The organism is Pseudomonas sp. S2_C11, assembly GCF_054668395.1.
This window is the reverse complement of sequence record NZ_CP162765.1, coordinates 1,766,717-1,786,886: the sequence shown is the minus strand read 5'-3', so window position 1 is coordinate 1,786,886 and position 20,170 is coordinate 1,766,717. Positions and strand designations below refer to the sequence as shown.

20 protein-coding genes are annotated in these 20,170 nt (G+C 60.9%); 11 read left to right on the top strand and 9 right to left on the bottom strand.

Annotated features, from left to right (window positions below):
* Positions 1–28: 28 nt before the first annotated feature.
* The 3 genes from AB4N48_RS08255 to AB4N48_RS08245 all read left to right on the top strand — a co-directional run bounded on the left by AB4N48_RS08255 (position 29) and on the right by AB4N48_RS08245 (position 2,883).
* Positions 29–1,000, top strand: a complete 972-nt coding sequence (locus AB4N48_RS08255) for a TRAP transporter substrate-binding protein (RefSeq protein ID WP_460095137.1) — start codon at positions 29–31, stop codon at positions 998–1,000.
* A 75-nt stretch (positions 1,001–1,075) separates the two neighbouring features.
* On the top strand, positions 1,076–1,603 hold the full coding sequence (locus AB4N48_RS08250; RefSeq protein ID WP_056789065.1) for a TRAP transporter small permease: 528 nt from the start codon (positions 1,076–1,078) through the stop codon (positions 1,601–1,603).
* Positions 1,603–2,883 (top strand): TRAP transporter large permease, encoded by a 1,281-nt coding sequence (locus tag AB4N48_RS08245; protein WP_016775191.1) that lies wholly within the window; start codon positions 1,603–1,605, stop codon positions 2,881–2,883. Before AB4N48_RS08250 ends, AB4N48_RS08245 begins: the two co-directional genes overlap by 1 nt.
* A gap of 85 nt (positions 2,884–2,968) precedes the next feature.
* On the opposite strand, the gene AB4N48_RS08240 is transcribed toward AB4N48_RS08245, so the two are convergent.
* From AB4N48_RS08240 to AB4N48_RS08230, 3 genes are all read right to left on the bottom strand, one after another.
* Positions 2,969–3,769 carry a sulfite exporter TauE/SafE family protein gene (locus AB4N48_RS08240; protein ID WP_150634990.1) on the bottom strand — a complete coding sequence of 267 codons (801 nt, stop codon included), beginning with the start codon at positions 3,767–3,769 and terminating at the stop codon, positions 2,969–2,971.
* 10 nt (positions 3,770–3,779) lie between these two features.
* Positions 3,780–5,024 carry an NAD(P)/FAD-dependent oxidoreductase gene (locus AB4N48_RS08235; protein WP_460095135.1) on the bottom strand — a complete coding sequence of 415 codons (1,245 nt, stop codon included), beginning with the start codon at positions 5,022–5,024 and terminating at the stop codon, positions 3,780–3,782.
* Positions 5,025–5,190: 166 nt separating this feature from the next.
* Positions 5,191–5,532: an ArsR/SmtB family transcription factor gene (locus AB4N48_RS08230; protein WP_016775194.1), complete on the bottom strand. Its 342-nt coding sequence runs from the start codon at positions 5,530–5,532 to the stop codon at positions 5,191–5,193.
* 92 nt (positions 5,533–5,624) lie between these two features.
* On the opposite strand from AB4N48_RS08230, the gene AB4N48_RS08225 reads away from it, so the two are divergent.
* The gene (locus AB4N48_RS08225; RefSeq protein WP_460095133.1) at positions 5,625–6,488 is read left to right on the top strand and encodes an MBL fold metallo-hydrolase; all 864 of its coding nucleotides are present in this window, start codon (positions 5,625–5,627) and stop codon (positions 6,486–6,488) included.
* A gap of 87 nt (positions 6,489–6,575) precedes the next feature.
* Here AB4N48_RS08225 and bkdR read toward each other — a convergent pair whose 3' ends face one another.
* A complete protein-coding gene (gene bkdR / locus AB4N48_RS08220) occupies positions 6,576–7,064 on the bottom strand; it encodes a Bkd operon transcriptional regulator BkdR (RefSeq protein WP_039762201.1) in 489 nt (162 codons plus the stop codon).
* Between the two features lie 185 nt (positions 7,065–7,249).
* Here bkdR and AB4N48_RS08215 point away from each other — a divergent pair, with 185 nt between their 5' ends.
* The 5 genes from AB4N48_RS08215 to AB4N48_RS08195 all read left to right on the top strand — a co-directional run bounded on the left by AB4N48_RS08215 (position 7,250) and on the right by AB4N48_RS08195 (position 13,436).
* On the top strand, positions 7,250–8,485 hold the full coding sequence (locus AB4N48_RS08215) for a 3-methyl-2-oxobutanoate dehydrogenase (2-methylpropanoyl-transferring) subunit alpha (RefSeq protein WP_095182010.1): 1,236 nt from the start codon (positions 7,250–7,252) through the stop codon (positions 8,483–8,485).
* A 1-nt stretch (position 8,486) separates the two neighbouring features.
* Positions 8,487–9,545, top strand: a complete 1,059-nt coding sequence (locus AB4N48_RS08210) for an alpha-ketoacid dehydrogenase subunit beta (RefSeq protein ID WP_003224000.1) — start codon at positions 8,487–8,489, stop codon at positions 9,543–9,545.
* Positions 9,546–10,820, top strand: a complete 1,275-nt coding sequence (locus AB4N48_RS08205; protein ID WP_056789044.1) for a dihydrolipoamide acetyltransferase family protein — start codon at positions 9,546–9,548, stop codon at positions 10,818–10,820.
* A gap of 6 nt (positions 10,821–10,826) precedes the next feature.
* Positions 10,827–12,200, top strand: coding sequence for a dihydrolipoyl dehydrogenase (gene lpdA / locus AB4N48_RS08200; RefSeq protein WP_457262765.1), 1,374 nt, complete (start codon positions 10,827–10,829; stop codon positions 12,198–12,200).
* A 216-nt stretch (positions 12,201–12,416) separates the two neighbouring features.
* On the top strand, positions 12,417–13,436 hold the full coding sequence (locus AB4N48_RS08195; RefSeq protein WP_016775201.1) for a branched-chain amino acid aminotransferase: 1,020 nt from the start codon (positions 12,417–12,419) through the stop codon (positions 13,434–13,436).
* A 184-nt stretch (positions 13,437–13,620) separates the two neighbouring features.
* Here AB4N48_RS08195 and AB4N48_RS08190 read toward each other — a convergent pair whose 3' ends face one another.
* From AB4N48_RS08190 to AB4N48_RS08175, 4 genes are all read right to left on the bottom strand, one after another.
* Positions 13,621–14,523 carry a TIGR03915 family putative DNA repair protein gene (locus AB4N48_RS08190; protein ID WP_236168606.1) on the bottom strand — a complete coding sequence of 301 codons (903 nt, stop codon included), beginning with the start codon at positions 14,521–14,523 and terminating at the stop codon, positions 13,621–13,623.
* Entirely contained in the window at positions 14,520–15,740 is a 1,221-nt protein-coding gene (locus tag AB4N48_RS08185) for a putative DNA modification/repair radical SAM protein (protein ID WP_024013352.1), read from the bottom strand. The genes AB4N48_RS08190 and AB4N48_RS08185 overlap by 4 nt, the downstream gene beginning before the upstream one ends.
* Before the next feature lie 167 nt (positions 15,741–15,907).
* The gene (locus AB4N48_RS08180) at positions 15,908–17,227 is read right to left on the bottom strand and encodes an Nramp family divalent metal transporter (protein WP_236168605.1); all 1,320 of its coding nucleotides are present in this window, start codon (positions 17,225–17,227) and stop codon (positions 15,908–15,910) included.
* A gap of 80 nt (positions 17,228–17,307) precedes the next feature.
* Entirely contained in the window at positions 17,308–17,844 is a 537-nt protein-coding gene (locus tag AB4N48_RS08175) for a chalcone isomerase family protein (RefSeq protein ID WP_095182013.1), read from the bottom strand.
* 146 nt (positions 17,845–17,990) lie between these two features.
* Here AB4N48_RS08175 and AB4N48_RS08170 point away from each other — a divergent pair, with 146 nt between their 5' ends.
* Both AB4N48_RS08170 and AB4N48_RS08165 read left to right on the top strand, forming a co-directional pair.
* A complete protein-coding gene (locus AB4N48_RS08170; RefSeq protein WP_041476998.1) occupies positions 17,991–18,764 on the top strand; it encodes a hypothetical protein in 774 nt (257 codons plus the stop codon).
* An 85-nt stretch (positions 18,765–18,849) separates the two neighbouring features.
* Positions 18,850–19,407, top strand: a complete 558-nt coding sequence (locus AB4N48_RS08165) for a DcrB/PsbP domain-containing protein (RefSeq protein WP_460095129.1) — start codon at positions 18,850–18,852, stop codon at positions 19,405–19,407.
* Here the strand turns inward: AB4N48_RS08165 and AB4N48_RS08160 are convergent.
* Positions 19,397–20,113 (bottom strand): alpha/beta hydrolase, encoded by a 717-nt coding sequence (locus AB4N48_RS08160; protein WP_150634982.1) that lies wholly within the window; start codon positions 20,111–20,113, stop codon positions 19,397–19,399. The two genes, AB4N48_RS08165 and AB4N48_RS08160, sit on opposite strands and share 11 nt — an antisense overlap.
* Positions 20,114–20,170: the final 57 nt, after the last annotated feature.

Sequence of the window (20,170 nt, the reverse complement as noted above, 5' to 3'; positions counted from 1 at the left end):
AAATAACAAGACTGGAGACTCACCCCTCATGAACTTCAAACGCACCTTGCTCGCCGCTGCACTCCCGCTGATGTTCACCTTTGCTGGTGGCGCTCAGGCACTGGAACTTAAAGTCGCCGACATCCACCCCAAGGGTTATCCCACCGTGGAAGCCGAAGAAAGCATGGGCAAGACCCTGACCAAGGAAACCAACGGCGAGCTGACCTTCAAGTACTTCTCAGGCGGTGTACTCGGTTCGGAAAAGGAAGTTATCGAGCAGATGCAAGTCGGCGCGATACAGATGTCCCGGGTCAGCCTGGGTATCATCGGCCCCGTGGTGCCGGATGTGAACGTGTTCAACATGCCGTTCATTTTCCGCGACCAGCAGCACATGCGTAACGTCATCGATGGCCCGGTGGGCGATGAGATTCTCGACAAGATCACCAACTCCGAATTCAAATTGGTGGCCCTGGCGTGGATGGACGGCGGTACGCGCAACATCTACACCAAAAAACCGGTGCGCAAGCTCGAAGACCTCAAGGGCATGAAAATTCGCGTGCAAGGCAACCCGATGTTCATCGACATGATGAACGCCATGGGTGCCAACGGTATCGCCATGGACACCGGCGAAATCTTCAGCGCCCTGCAGACCGGCGTGATCGACGGCGCGGAAAACAACCCGCCGACCCTGCTCGAACACAACCACTTCCAGAACGCCAAGTTCTACAGCCTGACCGGTCACCTGATCCTGCCGGAGCCGATCGTGATGTCGAAAATCACCTGGGAAAAACTCACTCCGGATCAACAGCAACTGGTGAAAAAAGCCGCCAAGGCTGCCCAGGCTGAAGAGCGCGTACTGTGGGACAAGAAGTCCGCTGCCAGTGAAGAAAAACTCAAGGCCGCTGGCGTCGAGTTCATCACCGTTGACAAGAAACCTTTCTACGAAGCTACCGCCTCGGTTCGCGAGAAATACGGCGCGCCTTATGCCGATCTGATCAAAAAGATCGAAGCCGTTCAGTAACGCCTCCCGCTCCGTACTCATGAAAAAGGCCCGGCGCGCCAGCGGTTCAGGCGCGCCCGGTTACGGTGGAACCCGATGAAGAATCTGCTGCTGCGTATCAACGACAAGATCTACATGACGTGCATCTGGGTCGCCGGCCTTTCCGTCCTGGCGATTTCCCTGATGATTCCCTGGGGCGTCTTCGCCCGCTACGTGCTCGGCACCGGCTCCAGCTGGCCAGAGCCGACGGCGATCCTGCTGATGATGGTGTTCACCTTCATCGGCGCCGCCGCCAGTTACCGCGCCGGTGCGCACATGGCCGTGGCCATGCTCACCGACCGCATGCCACCGCAGCTGAAATCCGCAGCAGCGATTTTTTCGCAACTGCTGATGGCGGCAATCTGCATCTTCATGACCATCTGGGGCACCAAGCTGTGCATCTCCACCTGGAACCAGTTCATGGCCGCCCTGCCCGATCTGCGCGTTGGCGTAACGTATTTGCCGATCCCCGTGGGCGGCCTGCTGACGCTGATTTTTGTTCTGGAAAAACTCTTGCTCGGTGACCAGAGCAAACGGCGGGTCGTGCAGTTCGACCTGGTTGAAGAAAGTGAAGGTGCCGCTTAATGGACGCTCTGATTCTGCTGGGCAGTTTTATCGTATTGATCCTGATCGGCATGCCGGTCGCCTACGCGTTGGGCGCCGCTGCGCTGATCGGCGCATGGTGGATCGACATCCCGTTCCAGGCGGTGATGATCCAGGTCGCCTCGGGGGTGAACAAATTCTCGCTGCTGGCCATTCCGTTCTTCGTCCTCGCCGGTGCGATCATGGCCGAGGGCGGCATGTCACGGCGGTTGGTGGCGTGTGCCGGGGTGCTGGTGGGATTCGTCCGCGGTGGCCTGTCGCTGGTCAACATCGTTGCCTCGACGTTCTTCGGCGCGATCTCCGGTTCTTCGGTGGCCGACACCGCGTCGGTAGGCTCGGTGCTGATCCCGGAAATGGAACGCAAGGGCTATCCACGGGACTTCTCCACCGCCGTGACCGTCAGCGGTTCGGTGCAAGCCCTGCTGACGCCGCCAAGCCATAACTCGGTGCTCTACTCGCTGGCCGCTGGCGGTACGGTGTCGATCGCTTCGCTGTTCATGGCCGGCATCGTCCCGGGCCTGCTGATGAGCGCCTGCCTGATGGTGCTGTGCCTGATCTTCGCGAAAAAGCGCAACTACCCCAAGGGCGAAGTGATTCCGATGCGCCAGGCGCTGAAGATCGTCGGCGAAGCCCTGTGGGGCATGATGGCGATGGTGATCATCCTCGGCGGCATTCTCTCGGGTATTTTCACCGCCACTGAATCGGCGGCCATCGCGGTGCTGTGGTCATTCTTCGTGACCATGTTCATCTACCGCGACTACAAATGGAGCGAACTGCCCAAGCTGATGCACCGCACGGTGCGCACCATCTCCATTGTGATGATCCTGATCGGTTTCGCCGCCAGCTTCGGCTACATCATGACCCTGATGCAGATCCCGGCGAAGATCACCACGCTGTTCCTGACCCTGTCGGACAACCGTTACGTGATCCTGATGTGCATCAACGTGATGTTGCTGCTGTTGGGCACGGTGATGGACATGGCGCCGCTGATCCTGATCCTCACGCCGATCCTGATGCCCGTGATCATGGGCATCGGTGTCGATCCGGTGCAGTTCGGCATGATCATGCTGGTCAACCTGGGGATCGGATTGATAACACCGCCGGTAGGCGCCGTGCTCTTCGTCGGCTCGGCGGTGGGCAAGGTCAGTATCGAAAGCACCGTAAAAGCGCTGCTGCCGTTCTATGGCGTGCTGTTCCTGGTGTTGCTGCTGGTGACCTACGTTCCAGCGATTTCGCTGTGGCTGCCGCACCTGGTGTTGTAACCCGCTGAAAAGATCGCAGCTCCTGCAGGAATCGCATTCCCCTGTAGGAGCTGTCGAGTGCAACGAGGCTGCGATCTGTTGATCTTCACGCCCGCACCAGCATGTACCCGGCGACCACCAGACAGACACTGGCAAACCCCACCTGCAACGCCCGCGCCGGCACCTGCGCGCACAGCCTGCGACCGACGATCATGCCAACGATGCTGGCGACAATGAACGCCGCACCCTGGCTGTCAATGCGCACACCCGCATGAAACGCGCCGATCACCCCGATCGCGGAAATCAGACTGATCACCATCAACGACGTCGCAACGATGCCGCGCATCTGCACATCGGTCAGTTGCTTGAACGCCGGCACGATCAGAAAGCCGCCGCCGACGCCGAGTAAACCCGAAACCACGCCGGTAATCGCGCCCAGTGCAGCCAGAGTGGCGGTGCATTTGGCGGTCCAGTCGAAGCGCCCGGTCTGCTCGTTGAGCATGCAGTTTTTCTGGCCCCAACTGGCGTGGCCGTGATCGCTCGGCCCCGCTTGCTGACGGTCCTTTCTGAACATTCGCCAGGCGACCAGGACCATCAGTAGGCTGAACAGAATCATCAGAATCTTTTCCGGCAACTGATGCGCGAAGTAGATCCCCAGCGGCGAAAACACTGCGCCCAACGCGGCGATCAACAGCGCCGCGCGGTAACGCACCAGGCCATGGCGCAAACCATCGATCGCCCCGACCGCTGCCGCGCTGCCGACCGCAAACAAGGCCACCGGCGCCGCTTGCGTCATCGTCCAGCCGAGCCCGAGCACCAGCGCCGGCACCGCGAGAATCCCGCCGCCCGCGCCGGTCAGGCCGAGGACCAAACCCATCACCACGCCAAACAGACTTGCCAGCAACATAGGAGTTTTCTCAGTCGACCCTGGACAGACGCGTCAGCCACTCGCGGCCCTTGAGCATGCCGTGCCAGTAGAACCACGGCAGCAGCGTCGCTTTCAGCCACCATGCCGAACGGCGGGCCACGGTCGGGTTCAGCGGGAAAGTCGGCAGCAGTTTGCCGCCATAGCCGAACTCGGCGAGGATCACCTTGCCCTTCTCCACCGTCAGCGGGCAGGAACCGTAGCCGTCGTACCTGAGCGGCAGCGGCTGTTGTTTGCGCGCGGCCAGCAGGTTCTGCGCAACGACGACAACCTGCTTGCGCACCGCTGCGGCAGTTTTCGCATTGCTGGTGCCGCAGATATCGCCCAGTGCGAACACGTCGGGATAACGCGGATGCTGCAGGCTGTGCGGATCGACTTCGCACCAACCGCCGGCATCGGCCAGCGCACTCTGTGCGATGAAATCCGGCGCGACTTGTGGCGGCACGACGTGGAGCAGATCAAAGGTTTTCGCGACCCGGCTGATGTTGCCATCGGCGCCCTTGACTTCAAACCACGCGGTTTTTGCCGGGCCGTCGACCTTGACCAGATTCGAGTTGAACGCCAGTTGCGCGTCGTACTGTTCGATGTACTTCATCAACGGCGGCACGAAGGTCGGCACGCCAAACAGCGCAGCGCCAGCGAGATTGAATTCAACCTTGATGTCTTTCAGCACGGCGGATTTGCGCCAGTGATCGCAAGACAGGTACAGGGCTTTTTGCGGCGCGCCGGCGCATTTGATCGGCATCGCCGGCTGGGTGAACAGCGCCCGGCCATCGCGCAGTTTCTGCACTTGATCCCAGGTGTACTGGGCGTGTTGATAGCTGTAGTTGGAGGTGACGCCGTGCTGGCCGAGGCTTTCCTGCAAGCCTTCGATTTTCTCCCAGGCCAGGCGCAGGCCGGGGCAGACGATCAGGTTCTGATAGCTGACGGTGCGCTGGTCATCGAGGGTGAGTTGGCGGCTTTGCGGGTCGATGGCGCTGACACTGGCCTGAATCCACGTCGCCTGACGCGGCATGACTTTGCTCATCGGCCTGACCGTGTCCTTCACGTCAAACGCGCCACCGCCGACCAGCGTCCACGCCGGTTGATAGTAGTGCTGTGAACTCGGTTCGATCACGGTGACTTTAAGCTGCGGGTCACGCTTGAGCAGGCTGGCGACAAAACCGATGCCGGCCGTGCCACCGCCGATGACCACGATGTCCGCACTGATGGATAGGCCCCAGTGTTGATCGTTCATTGCTTGTTCCTTTTGCTGCACGCAAGGATTTTTTGGCTCACCACAACAACCAATGTGGGAGCGAGCCTGCTCGCGAAAGCGGTGGCTCAGTCAACTATTCGTCGGCTGACACGCCGCCTTCGCGAGCAGGCTCGCTCCCACAGGAGATGTTTGTGAGGGCTGGCATTTATGGCTGTTCCCAGCTCTTGAGTACCGCTCCGCAATAGAGCCCCGAAAGGGTTTTCATCACCTGGATCACTTCGTGACTGGCCAGGCCATAGAAAATGTATTTGCCTTCGCGGCGGGTCGCGACCAGGCCTTCATCGCGCAAGATGCCCAGTTGCTGGGACAGCGTCGGCTGGCGTACGCCGGTCATTTTTTCCAGTTCGCCGACGTTGCGTTCGCCCTGGGTCAGTTGACAGAGGATCAACAGGCGATCCTCATTGGCCAGGGCTTTGAGCAAGGCGCAGGCTTTGGACGCCGAGGCGCGCAGTTGGGCGACTTCACATTCGGTCAGACTGGATTGCATTTGCACGAGGCCTTGAAGGTCACTTAAGCTGCGAACATTATGTTTTTACATAAAGTGTTGCAACCCGAAATTACCCAGCACAGGTTTTCGCCATGCCCGCCCTGATTGAAGCGTTCCTCGACCCCGCCTCCTCGACCTACAGCTACGTGGTCTACGAAGCCGACGGCGGCCAGTGCGCGATCGTCGACCCGGTGCTCGATTACGATGGCGCCGCCGGGCGCACCGGCACGGCGCAGGCGGACAAGATCATCGCTTTCGTGCGTGTGCACCGGCTGCAAGTGCAATGGCTACTGGAAACCCACGCCCACGCCGATCACCTCTCCGCCGCGCCGTACCTGCGTCGAGAACTGGGCGGCAAGATCGCCATCGGTGAATCGATCAGCAAAGTGCAGAATGTGTTCAAGGCGCTGTTCAATCTGGAGCCGGAATTTTGCGCCGATGGCTCGCAGTTCGATCACCTGTTCGCGCCGAACGAATCGTTCCTGATCGGCAACCTCAAGGCCACCGCCCTGCACGTCCCCGGCCATACACCAGCGGACATGGCCTACCTGGTCGACGGCGAACAGATCCTCGTCGGCGACACGCTGTTCATGCCCGATGTCGGCACCGCGCGCTGTGATTTCCCCGGTGGCAATGCGCAGCACTTGTTCAAGTCGATCCAGAAGCTGTTGGCGTTTCCGGCCAGCGTGAAGCTTTACGTTTGCCACGATTACCCGCCCGAGGGCCGCGCCTCGCAGTGCCAGACCACTGTCGGCGAACAGCGCAAAAGCAATATTCATGTGCATGACGGGATCGATGAAGCGGCGTTCGTGGAGATGCGCACGACACGTGACGCTGGGTTAGGCATGCCGACGTTGCTACTGCCGGCGATTCAGGTGAATGTACGGGCGGGGAATATGCCGGCGCCTGAGGACAACGGCGTGGTTTACCTGAAGATTCCGCTCAACAAACTTTAACGTCAAAAGATCGCAGCCTTCGGCAGCTCCTACATTTGGAATACGGTGCAACTGTAGGAGCTGCCGAAGGCTGCGATCTTTTGATCTTCAGGTTCCCAACGTCAATCCATTAGCCGGCAACGGCAACGCGGTCTTGTAGCGCACCTGCTTGAGCGCAAAGCTGGAGCGGATGTTCGCCACCCCCGGCACCTTGGTCAGAAAATCCATCATGAAGCGTTCCAGCGACTGAATGCTCGGCACCAGCACACGGATCAGATAATCCGGGTCGCCGGCCATCAGATAGCACTCCATCACCTCCGGCCGATCAGAAATCGCCTCCTCGAAGTGCTGCAGCGCTTCCTCCACCTGCTTTTCCAGGCTGACGTGAATGAACACATTCACATGCAGCCCCAGCAGATCGGCATCCAGCAGCGTGACCTGCTCGCGAATCAGGCCCAATTCTTCCATGGCCTTGACCCGGTTGAAGCACGGCGTCGGCGACAGGTTCACCGAACGGGCGAGGTCGGCGTTGGTGATGCGCGCATTCTCCTGAAGGCTGTTGAGAATGCCGATGTCGGTACGGTCCAGTTTGCGCATGAGACAAAACCATCTGTTTTTTATGTTTATGGAGAATTTCTATCTGCAAATGGTCGCCAGCGCAACGAAACACAGAGAAATATTCTTCTTGCCCACGCCTATGATTGTTGTAGGACAAGATTTCCCCTACCCGGGAATGACTGCCAGCTCACTACAAGAAATTCACAAGATCGAGCGTAGAAGCCATGACCCAAGCGTATGAACCGCTGCGCCTGCACGTCCCTGAACCCTCGGGCCGTCCCGGCTGCAAAACCGATTTTTCCTACCTGCATTTGACCGATGCCGGTACGGTGCGCAAACCCCCTGTCGATGTAGAACCTGCCGATACCGCCGACCTCGCCCGTGGCCTGATTCGCGTGCTTGACGATCAGGGCAACGCCCTCGGCCCGTGGGCCGAAAACGTGCCGGTCGAGATCCTGCGCAAAGGCATGCGCGCGATGCTCAAGACGCGCATCTACGACAACCGCATGGTCGTCGCCCAGCGGCAGAAAAAGATGTCGTTCTACATGCAGAGCCTTGGCGAAGAAGCCATCGGCAGCGCCCAGGCATTGGCGCTGAACATCGATGACATGTGCTTCCCGACCTATCGCCAGCAAAGCATCCTCATGGCCCGCGATGTACCGCTGGTCGACCTGATCTGCCAGTTGCTGTCCAACGAGCGCGATCCGCTCAAGGGCCGCCAGTTGCCGATCATGTACTCGGTCAAGGACGCTGGCTTCTTCACCATTTCCGGCAACCTCGCCACCCAATTCATTCAGGGCGTCGGTTGGGGCATGGCCTCGGCGATCAAGGGCGATACGAAAATCGCCTCGGCGTGGATCGGTGACGGCGCCACCGCCGAATCGGACTTCCACACCGCCCTCACCTTCGCCCACGTTTATCGCGCGCCGGTGATCCTCAATGTCGTGAATAACCAGTGGGCGATTTCCACCTTCCAGGCCATAGCCGGCGGTGAAGCCACGACTTTCGCCGGACGCGGCGTCGGTTGCGGCATCGCCTCGCTGCGTGTCGACGGCAACGACTTCTACGCGGTCTACGCCGCTTCCGCCTGGGCTGCCGAACGCGCCCGGCGCAACCTCGGCCCGACCATGATCGAATGGGTCACCTACCGCGCCGGCCCGCACTCGACCTCCGACGACCCATCGAAATACCGCCCTGCCGATGACTGGAGCCACTTCCCGCTCGGCGATCCGATTGCGCGTCTGAAACAGCACCTGATCAAGGTCGGTCACTGGTCGGAGGAAGAGCACACCGCCGTCAGCGCTGAACTCGAGGCCGAAGTGATTGCTGCGCAGAAACAGGCCGAACAGTACGGCACCCTCGCCGGCGGTCAGATTCCAAGCGCCGCGACCATGTTCGAAGACGTCTACAAAGAGATGCCGGAGCACTTGAAGCGCCAGCGTCAGCAGTTGGGGATCTGACATGAACGATCACAACAACAATATTCAGTTGGAAACCGCCATGACCACGACCACCATGACCATGATCCAGGCCCTGCGCTCGGCCATGGATGTGATGCTTGAGCGTGATGACAACGTCGTCGTCTTCGGTCAGGACGTCGGCTACTTCGGCGGCGTGTTCCGCTGCACCGAAGGCCTGCAGACCAAGTACGGCACCTCGCGCGTGTTCGACGCACCGATTTCGGAAAGCGGCATTGTCGGCGTCGCCGTCGGCATGGGCGCCTACGGTTTGCGTCCGGTCGCCGAAATCCAGTTCGCCGACTACGTCTACCCCGCCTCCGACCAGATCATTTCCGAAGCGGCGCGTCTGCGTTATCGCTCGGCCGGTGAGTTCACCGCGCCGATGACCCTGCGCATGCCGTGCGGCGGCGGCATCTACGGCGGCCAGACCCACAGCCAGAGCATCGAGGCGATGTTTACTCAGGTCTGCGGTCTGCGCACCGTCATGCCGTCCAACCCGTATGACGCCAAAGGCTTGCTGATCGCCTCCATCGAAAACGATGACCCGGTGATCTTTCTTGAGCCGAAACGCCTGTACAACGGCCCGTTCGATGGCCATCACGACCGCCCGGTAACCCCGTGGTCGAAACATCCGCAAGCCCAGGTGCCGGACGGTTACTACACCGTGCCGCTGGACGTTGCCGCGATCACTCGCCCGGGCAAGGACGTGACCGTGCTGACCTACGGCACCACCGTATACGTCTCGCAAGTCGCTGCCGAAGAATCCGGTGTCGATGCCGAAGTCATCGACCTGCGCAGCCTGTGGCCGCTGGACCTGGAAACCATCGTCAAGTCGGTGAAGAAAACCGGCCGCTGCGTGGTGGTACACGAAGCCACCCGCACCTGCGGTTTCGGCGCCGAGCTGGTATCGCTGGTGCAAGAGCACTGCTTCCATCACCTGGAAGCGCCGATCGAACGCGTCACCGGTTGGGACACTCCCTACCCGCACGCGCAGGAGTGGGCGTATTTCCCAGGGCCGTCCCGCGTGGGCGCGGCGTTGAAACGGGTCATGGAGGTCTGAATGGGCACGCACGTTATCAAGATGCCGGACATCGGCGAAGGCATCGCAGAAGTAGAACTGTCGCAGTGGCACGTCAAGGTTGGCGATCTGGTGGTTGAAGACCAGGTGCTGGCGGATGTGATGACCGACAAGGCGATGGTCGATATTCCGTCGCCGGTGCACGGGAAAGTGATTGCGCTCGGTGGTCAGCCGGGTGAAGTGATGGCGGTCGGCAGTGTGCTGATCAGCATCGAGGTTGAAGGTGCCGGCAACCTTAAAGAGTCCGCCGCACCCGCGCCGGTCAAAGAAGCACCGGTTGCGCCGAAAGTTGAGACCGCTGTCGAAAGCAAACCCGCCGCAGCCGCCGCACCACGTCCGGCTGCCGTTTGCCAGGGTCCGATGGTCGCTCGCGAAGCGGATGAACGCCCGCTAGCCTCGCCAGCCGTGCGCAAACATGCGCTGGATCTGGGCATTCAATTGCGCTTGGTGCGCGGCTCCGGCCCGGCCGGTCGCGTGTTGCACGAAGACCTTGAAGCCTATCTGGCGCAAGGTCAGTCGAACGCTTCGGCGCCGGCCGCTGCCGCTTATGCCCAGCGCCACGACGAAGAACAGATTCAAGTGATCGGCATGCGCCGCAAGATCGCTCAGCGCATGCAAGATGCTACTCAGCGTGCCGCGCACTTCAGTTATGTCGAGGAAATCGACGTCACCGCAATCGAAGAACTGCGCGCGCATCTGAATGAAAAACATGGCGCCAGCCGTGGCAAGTTGACCTTGTTGCCGTTCCTTGTTCGCGCGCTGGTCGTCGCCCTGCGCGACTTCCCGCAGATGAACGCCCGTTACGATGACGAAGCGCAAGTCATCACCCGCCTCGGTGCGGTGCATGTCGGCGTCGCCACGCAAAGCGATGTCGGCCTGATGGTGCCCGTGGTGCGTCACGCCGAAGCGCGCAGCCTGTGGGACAGCGCCGCGGAAATTTCGCGTTTGGCCAACGCCGCGCGCAATGGCAAGGCCAGCCGCGATGAGCTGTCCGGTTCGACCATCACTCTGACCAGCCTCGGCGCATTGGGCGGCATTGTCAGCACGCCGGTGCTGAATCTGCCGGAAGTGGCCATTGTCGGCGTGAACAAAATTGTCGAACGGCCAATGGTGGTCAAAGGCCAAGTGGTGATCCGCAAGATGATGAACCTCTCCAGCTCCTTCGATCACCGCGTGGTCGACGGCATGGACGCGGCGCTCTTCATTCAGGCCATTCGTGGCTTGCTCGAACAACCCGCTACCTTGTTTGTGGAGTAAGCCCGAATGCAATCTCTGAACACTACGCTGCTGATCATCGGCGGCGGCCCCGGCGGTTACGTCACCGCGATCCGCGCCGGGCAATTGGGTATTCCGACCATCCTGGTCGAAGGCCAGTCGTTGGGCGGCACCTGCCTGAATATCGGCTGCATTCCGTCAAAAGCGCTGATTCATGTGGCTGAGCAGTTTCACCAGACGCAGCATCACAGCCAGCATTCGGCGTTGGGCATCAGCGTTGCCGCGCCGACCCTGGATATCAGCAAAAGCGTCGAGTGGAAGGATGGCATCGTTGATCGCCTGACCACTGGCGTCGCCGCGCTGCTGAAGAAAAACAAGGTTCAGGTCATCAATGGCTGGGCGAAAGTCATCGACGGCAAAACCGTGGAAGTCGGCGATACGCGCATCCAGTGCGAACATCTTGTGCTGGCCACCGGTTCGACCAGCGTCAATCTGCCGATCCTGCCGATTGGCGGGCCGATCATCTCCTCCACCGAAGCGCTGGCGCCAACGGCTGTGCCGAAGCGTCTGGTGGTGGTCGGCGGTGGTTACATCGGGCTGGAGCTGGGCATCGCTTATCGCAAGCTCGGCGCCGAGGTCAGCGTGGTCGAAGCACAGGACCGTATCCTGCCGGCCTATGACGCAGAACTGACGCAACCAGTGCATGAGGCGCTCAAGCAACTGGGTGTGAAGCTGTACCTCAAGCACAGCGTGCTCGGTTTCGACGGCACGTTGCAGGTGCGCGATCCTGAAGGCGAAACCCTCAATCTGGAAACCGACCAGGTACTGGTTGCCGTCGGTCGCAAACCCAATACGCAGGGGTTTAATCTCGAAGCGCTGAATCTGGACATGAACGGTTCGGCGATCAGGATCGACAGCCGTTGCCAGACCAGCATGCGCAACGTCTACGCCATTGGCGATGTGAGCGGCGAACCGATGCTGGCCCACCGCGCCATGGCTCAGGGCGAAATGGTTGCCGAGTTGATCAGTGGCAAGAGCCGTGAGTTCAACCCGACCGCCATCGCCGCCGTGTGCTTTACCGACCCGGAACTGGTGGTGGTCGGCACAACCCCGGACGAGGCCAAGGCTGCGGGGCTGGACTGCATCGTTTCCAGCTTCCCGTTCGCCGCCAACGGCCGGGCGATGACCCTGGAATCGAAAAGCGGCTTCGTCCGCGTGGTCGCACGTCGCGACAATCATGTGATTGTCGGCTGGCAAGCGGTGGGCGTTGGGGTTTCCGAACTGTCGACGGCGTTTGCGCAAAGCCTGGAAATGGGCGCGCGACTGGAAGACATCGGCGGCACCATCCATGCCCACCCGACCTTGGGTGAGGCGGTGCAGGAAGCGGCGTTGCGGGCGCTGGGGCATGCGCTGCATCTGTAGGCCCCTTCGCGAGCAGGCTCGCTCCCACACTTGAAATGCATTCCCCCTGTGGGAGCGAGCCTGCTCGCGAATTCTTGAGGGCAACACTATTTATCTGAGTGTCATCCGATAGTCCGGGCTGCGAAACCGCTCAAGAATGAAGTATTGTTGTGCCCATCCAAAAAAACGTCAGAAGCCTTGAACCGTTTCGGCGGTTGTTCAGTGATAGAGGGTGTCATGGGTAACGAAAGCATCAATTGGGACAAGCTGGGTTTTGACTACATCAAGACCGACAAGCGCTATCTGTCGTACTTTCGCGATGGCGAGTGGGACAAAGGCACCCTGACCGAAGATAACGTCCTGCACATCAGCGAAGGCTCCACCGCCCTTCACTATGGTCAGCAGTGCTTCGAAGGCATGAAGGCCTATCGCTGCAAGGACGGCTCGATCAACCTGTTCCGCCCGGACCAGAACGCCCTGCGCATGCAACGCAGCTGCGCGCGTCTGCTGATGCCGACGGTCGACACCGAGCAGTTCATCGAAGCCTGCAAAGCCGTGGTCCGCGCCAACGAGCGTTTCATCCCGCCTTACGGCACTGGCGGCGCGCTGTACCTGCGTCCGTTCGTGATCGGCGTGGGTGACAACATCGGCGTGCGCACTGCGCCCGAGTTCATCTTCTCGATCTTCTGCATCCCGGTCGGCGCCTACTTCAAGGGCGGCCTGACCCCGCACAACTTCCAGATCTCCAGCTACGACCGCGCGGCCCCGCAAGGCACCGGTGCGGCCAAGGTCGGTGGCAACTACGCCGCCAGCCTGATGCCGGGCTCGAAAGCCAAGAAGGCCAACTTCGCCGACGCGATCTACCTCGATCCGATGACCCACACCAAGATCGAGGAAGTCGGTTCGGCCAACTTCTTCGGGATCACCCACGACAACAAGTTCGTCACCCCGAACTCGCCATCGGTCCTGCCAGGCATCACCCGCCTGTCGCTGATCGAACTGGCCAAATCGCGTCTGGGCCTGGAAGTGGTTGAAGGCGACGTGCTGATCGACAAGCTGTCGGACTTCAAGGAAGCCGGTGCCTGCGGTACCGCTGCGGTGATCACGCCGATTGGCGGCATCAGCTACAACGACCACCTGCATGTGTTCCACAGCGAAACCGAGGTAGGCCCGGTAACCCAGCAGCTCTACAAAGAGCTGACTGGCGTGCAGACCGGCGACATCGAAGCGCCAGCGGGCTGGATCGTCAAGGTTTGATCTGACGACTGCTGATGCTCAAAGCCCTCCACCGAGTGATTGGTGGGGGGCTTTTTTGTAGGGCTGGGCTCTGGTGTCGTATTGAAGAACGTCACCCCCTCACCCCAGCCCTCTCCCCCAAGGGGGCGAGGGGGAAAGGGAGCCGACTTGTGTGCTTTTCAAAAATCGCGTTCACCTCGGCCATTCAGGTCGATGGAGTTCGCAAGAACACCTCGGTCGGCTCCCTCTCCCTCCGGGAGAGGGCTGGGGTGAGGGTTTGCTTTTGATTTTTGGAGGCAATGCGCTTGCCCGTCCGATCCGAAATCCCGCTCGCCTGCCCATTCTGCTGCTTGCCCATCCGCGCCTGGGTGATCAATCCCGGTATCAACTCCCCCTCCGGCAGATTCTTCCAGAACCGCACCGGCAGATGCCCTTGCATGACCTTCGGGTTCAACCGCGCCGGGTTGAAGATGTGGCTGTAGTAGGTCAACCACAAATCGCCGTGGGGATCGTCGACGTTCTGCGCCAGTTGCTGCCACTCAATCGGGCACTGCCGCTCGTGAATCAATTGCTCACCGTCGTAATAAACGCCGTCACGCGGTGTGGCGATCAACCAGCGATGCTGGCCCATGCGCCCGATAAAGTGCTCGCTGGCGCTGTGCAGGATGTCATGCGCCGGCTCGTGCCACGCCACGTATTGTGGACCGGGCAGATCCTTCGACCGCTCGATGAAACGCACGAATGCATGCAGATGATGGGCCTCGCGACTGACCTGCTTGATGCGCCGCTGCAACTCGCTGCCGAGTTTGTCGCCTGCCATCATCGCCGTGCGGTCGCCGTGACTGACGCGCCAGAGCACTTCATACAACAGGCTCCAGCGTTGCTCGCCGCGATAGCGCGCCGCTTGTTCGAGGGTGTCGAGCAGCGCGCGGGGAATACGCGCCTGAAACGGCCCCTGCCCCTCGGGCACGTGCTCATCACTGGCAAACAGATCGCCCACCCCTTCCGCCGCCCAGCTCACCAGACTCGGATCGATTTCATGGCTGAGCAACCAGCGCGCCTGCTGACGCCATGTGTCGAACAGGTCATCGCAATCAAGACTGATCATCCCCACAACCCCATCTGCTGCGGCATCGGTCGGTCGCGCAATTGCTGATAGAGCATGTGGCTGGTGACTTCCGCCTGTTGCGGGTGGTAATCGCTGGTGATGATGAAAGGCTTCGCCTTGGCCAGCACGCAGCGCATCCGCGCCACGTCTTCGTAACGGATTCGCCGCTGACGGCGCAACTCGACCAGGCGCTCGGTGGTGCGCAAGCCAATGCCCGGGATGCGCGCGATCAACGTCGCGTCGGCACGGTTCAGGTCCAGCGGAAACACCTCGCGATTTTCCAGCGCCCAGGCCAGCTTCGGGTCGATATCAAGCGCCAGATTGCCCGGGCCTTTAAGCAATTCGTCAGCGCTGTAGCCGTAGCTGCGCAGGAGGAAATCAGCCTGATACAAACGGTGCTCGCGCATCAGCGGCGGCGCGGCGAGCGGTACGCTTTTCGGGCTGTCGGGGATCGGGCTGAACGCCGAGTAATAGACCCGGCGCAAACGGAAGTTGCCGTACAGGGACTGGGCGCTGTGGAGGATGGTGCTGTCGTCGGTGTCATCGGCACCGACGATCAATTGCGTGCTCTGCCCGGCCGGGGCGAACTTTGCCGAGCGCGGCTCGTTCAATACCGTCTGCACTCCGGTGTAGATGGTGTTCATCGCTTGCTTGATGGAAGTTATGTCCTTCTCCGGCGCCAGTGTCTGCAGGCTGGCATCGGTGGGCAATTCTATGTTGACGCTGAGGCGGTCGGCGTAACGCCCAGCCTCCTCGATCAAGGCCGGATCGGCTTCCGGAATGGTCTTCAAATGGATGTAGCCGCGAAATTCGTGCTCTTCTCGGAGCAACTTCGCCACCCGCACCAGTTGCTCCATGGTGTAGTCCGCCGAGCGAATGATCCCGGAGCTGAGAAACAGGCCGCTGACGCAGTTGCGGCGGTAGAAATCCATGGTCAGCGTCACGACTTCTTCCGGGGTGAAGCGCGCACGCGGCACATCGCTGGAACGGCGGTTGACGCAGTACTGGCAATCGTAAAGGCAGAAGTTAGTCAGCAGGATTTTCAGCAACGACACACAGCGCCCGTCCGGCGTGTAGCTGTGGCAAATGCCCATGCCATCCGTCGAACCAAGCCCGCTCTTGCCCTCGGAGCTGCGCTTGGGCGCACCACTGCTGGCGCAGGAGGCGTCGTACTTGGCGGCGTCGGCGAGGATGCTGAGCTTGTCGATGATTTGCATGGCACGGACTCTTTACTGTGTGCATATACAGTATAGGCTCGCCCGCCGCGAAACAAGTTGATGGATGACCCCTCGTCGGCTGGCCAGCTGAATTGTGGCGGCCCGCGAAAACCTGTGGGAGCGAGCCTGCTCGCGAAGAGGCCCTGCCAGTCACCGCAACTCAGTGATCAAACCGCCCACTGCAATATCAACCAGCTGTTCGCCCCGCTGATCAACACAAACAGCCCCCAAGCCAGCACCCGCGTGGGCCAGCGGTTGACGAACGGCCCCATCAACTGCCGGTCGTTGGTCATGCGAATCAGCGGGTACAAGGCAAACGGCAGTTGCAGGCTGAGCACGACCTGGCTCAACACCAGCAACTTGCCGATCGCGTTATCGCCCATGAGCCAGACGCCGATGAACGCCGGAATCAGCGCCAGCCCGCGAGTGATCAAACGCCGCTGCCAGCACGGGATGCGCAGGTTCAGATAGCCCTCCATGATGACCTGCCCGGCGATGGTCCCGGTGAAGGTCGAACTCTGCCCCGACGCGAGCAGCGCCACGCCGAACAACACACTCGCCAGCGCACCGCCAACCAACGGGTCGAGCAGGTGATACGCGTCCTGAATGTCGACCACATCGGTGTGTCCGGACTGGTGAAACGCCGCCGCCGCGAGAATCAGGATCGCAGCGTTGACCAGCAGCGCCAGGGCCAGCGAACCAATGGTGTCGATACGCGCCAGTTTCACCGCGTCCTGCTTGCTCGCCAGGTCCTTGCCGATCATCCGCGTCTGCACGATCGAGGTGTGCAGGTAAAGGTTATGCGGCATTACTGTGGCGCCGAGGATGCCAATGGCCAGATACAGCGGCGCGGCATCGCCGATGGCCGCCAGTGAAGGTTTGAAGCCCAGTGCGACGTCTGGCCAGTAGGGTTTGATCAGCAACAGCTCAACGAAAAAACACACGCCGATGGTCGCGACCAGCACCAGCATGATTGCTTCGAGACGGCGGAAACCCCGGTTCTGCAAGGCCAGCACCAGCAACGTGTCGAACGCCGTCAGGGCGATGCCGAAGGTCAGCGAGCAACCGAGCAGCAAGTGAAACGCGAGAGCGCAGCCAAGCACTTCGGCGAGGTCGGTGGCGATGATCGAGATCTCCGCCAGTATCCATTGCAGGCGCGCGGTCGGCGTGCTGTAGCGCTCGCGGGACAGCTGCGCAAGATCGCGCCCGGTGGCGATGCCCAACCGCGAGCACAGACATTGCACGACCATGCCGGCCAGACTCGCCAGCAACACCACGAACAACAGGCTGTAGCCAAAACGCGAACCGGCCTCGATCGCGGTCGCCCAGTTGCCCGGATCCATGTAGCCGATCGACACCAGCAAACCGGGACCGGCGAAACGCAGCACACGTTTGAAGAACGAGGCAGTCGGATCAACCGCAACACTGCCAGCCACTTCCGGCGGGCAAAACGGCGCGGTGGCGATTTTGGGCAGACTGAATTTCACGCACACATCCAGAAACAAAAACGGGAGCCCGGCAGCTTAGTCGTTTCGCCTGATGCCTTGAAGCGCAAAGATCACTGAACCTATGGGTTCACCCCCAACAACTGCTCGCGCAACTCGGGACTGCGTGTTCGCGGATCCAGCCAGATATCGAAAAACGCCTTGGCAAACTGTGGGTCCTCAATCTCATGCTGCAGCTTCTGGCCGACAAAAAACCGCGCGCCCTGCCCCGGCAGATACACGCCGGTAATCCGCGTGCCGGCCTGAACGTCGACAAACGATTGCTGCATCTGCGTCTGCCAGCCGGCCAATTGCGCTGAAGTGACCCGGGGACCGGCCAGGCGTTTGATCTCATCGACGCTGGTACTGACCAGATCGTCTCGCGAGATATTGCGCCGGTAGATCAGCTCCAGAGCAAACGGCTGGCCGTCCGCCAGAGGCCGCGCGGCACTCCACAAGCGCGCGCTGTAAACATCGAAGCCGAACACGCTGAAATCGCCACTGCCGATGATTTGCGCCCCTGGCACTGCGTCCTGCCAATTGGCCCACGTCGGCGTCAGCAGCAGTGCCCATAAACCGATGCCACAACAGCCACGTACGAGCTTGGGTGTTCTGTTCATCGCCGTATCGTCTCCGCTGCATTCTGATGATCAAAGCATAGCCGGATTCGCGCCTGAATTTTTGTATACAAAAATTGCGAACATAGGCAGCAATCTTCAATCGGCAGTGCTAACGTGGCTCATCCTGACCCGATGGAGACACCCGCGTGCTGATCCTCAAACTGCTGCTGATTCCCGGTTTTCTCCTGCTGATTTCCCTGGCGGGCAAACGTTGGGGGCCGAGCGTGGCCGGGTGGCTGTCGGGATTGCCGGTGGTGGTCGGGCCGATTCTGTTTTTTCTGGCGATCGAACAAGGGCCGCAGTTTGCCGCGCAATCAGCGGTCGCGGCGCTGTCGGCAATGTTCGCGATGATCGCTTTCTGCATCACTTATGCGCAGGTGGCGCAGCGGGCGAACTGGCCGTGGGCGTTGACCATTTCACTGGCGGTGTGGGCCGCGCTGGCGGCAGTCTTGTCGGTGATCCCGGCGTCCTTGCCGTTCTCGGTGATTGCGGCAGCGGTGGCACTGCTCGCTTCGCCTTATCTGTTCCCTGAGGTGCATCCGGTGTTGAACGGGCCAGCACCGAAGTCGGACAAACTGATCTGGCGGATGATCGCCGGTGCGGCGCTGACGCTGGTGGTGACGATGCTCGCCAGCACCGTCGGCGAACGCTGGAGCGGCCTTCTCGCGGTGTTCCCGGTGCTTGGCAGCGTCATGGCGGTGTTCTCGCAACAAACCCGCGGCCCTGCGTTTACCGCTGCGTTATTGCGCGCAACGGCAACCGGCATGTATTCGTTCTCGGCGTTCTGCCTGGTGTCGGCCTTGACGCTGCCGACCATGGGCCTCAGCGGCTTCGCAGTGGGAGTGGCAGTGTCGGTGGCCATGCTCGGGGTGACCCGGCGTCTGCTGGCGCGGCCAGTGGCCAAGGCGCAAGCACAATAACCGCCTGGACGAATCGCGCTGGAACGCCCGGCACGCTCCGTGGGATGATCGCCCGCCTCGCGCGGCCATTTTCCGGAGATTTCAGATGTCATTGTTGAGCAAAAAAGCCGTCGTCCTGTTGCTGGCGGCCATCGCTGGTTTCGCCGCGATCAACGCGCACGCCGCCAAGGAAAAGGTCAAAACCGAGAAGGTCTCGCTGCTCGACGGCAAGTTTGCCTTTGTCCTGCCCAAAGGCTTTGTCGCCAACCCGCTGCCCGCCAGCCCGAGCGGGGCCAAGGGCACGATGTACACCAACCAGGCCACCAAGACCGTGGTCATCGCCGCCGAAAACCAGATCCCGGCTGGGCAGAACGTCAAGGACAACGACGGTGAGTTTCTCGACGGCAGCGTGTCGAGTTTCATCGACGATCAGCGCAAGGCCCTGCCGGACTTCAACAAGCTCAGCGAAAAAAGCCTGACCCAGAAAGGCACCGGCCTGGGGCTGCGTCAGGTTGACAGCACCGCCACTCAGGGCGGTGGCCAGACGCTGAACACGACGCTGCTGGCCGGCTCGGGGACGAAGATGGCGCTGGTGCAGGTGATTTCCCGCGTCAGCGACAAGAAAGCTCACGATGCCTTGATCAAAGCCATCGTCAAGGATTGAGCCGCTGCAACCAGCCATTCAGATCGCGCAATTCGGCCGCACTGATGCTGTGGCCGACGCCCGGATAAGCGTGAAACTCGGGCTTGTAATCGAGTTTCTGCAATAGCGCGTTGGCCTCGGTGCCGTGACGGTAAGGCACCGGATCATCAGCGGTGCCGTGGCCGATAAAAATGCTCAGCGGCAGCGGCGCTTGCCCAGGCTTGAGTTCGGCTTTGAGCACCGGCAACAAGCGCCCGCTCAACGCGGCAAACCCGCCCACGACCGCTGGCGCGCGCAGGCCCACTTCGTAGCTCATCATCGCGCCCTGGCTGAAGCCGATCAGGTACACCTTGTCCGGCGCGGCGTGATATTTCTTCGCCGCCTGGGCGATAAAGTCGCGCAGCTTCTGGCCGCTGACCTTCAGATCATCGGTCTCGCCGTTGTAGGCGCCTTCGCCCTTCTTGCGAAACCACTGGAAACGTCCTTCACCCAACGTCATCGGCGCGCGCACGGAAAGGTAGTTGTACTGCGCCGGCAGCTGAAACTTCATACCTATCAGATCGGCCTCGTTACTGCCGTAACCGTGCAGGAAAATCACCAGCGGACGTGGTTCAGCGTCGGCGTGGACCTGTTCGAGGTATTTGAGCGGCAAGTCGGATTGCAGGGTGGTTTGCGCGTGGACGGCGGTGGATGCGAGCAGGGTCAGCAGGGCGAACAATTTGAGCATTGCAGCGTTCCTTCACAGAGTGTCGGGTTCGCGGGGGAGCCTAACATTCTCGGCTGA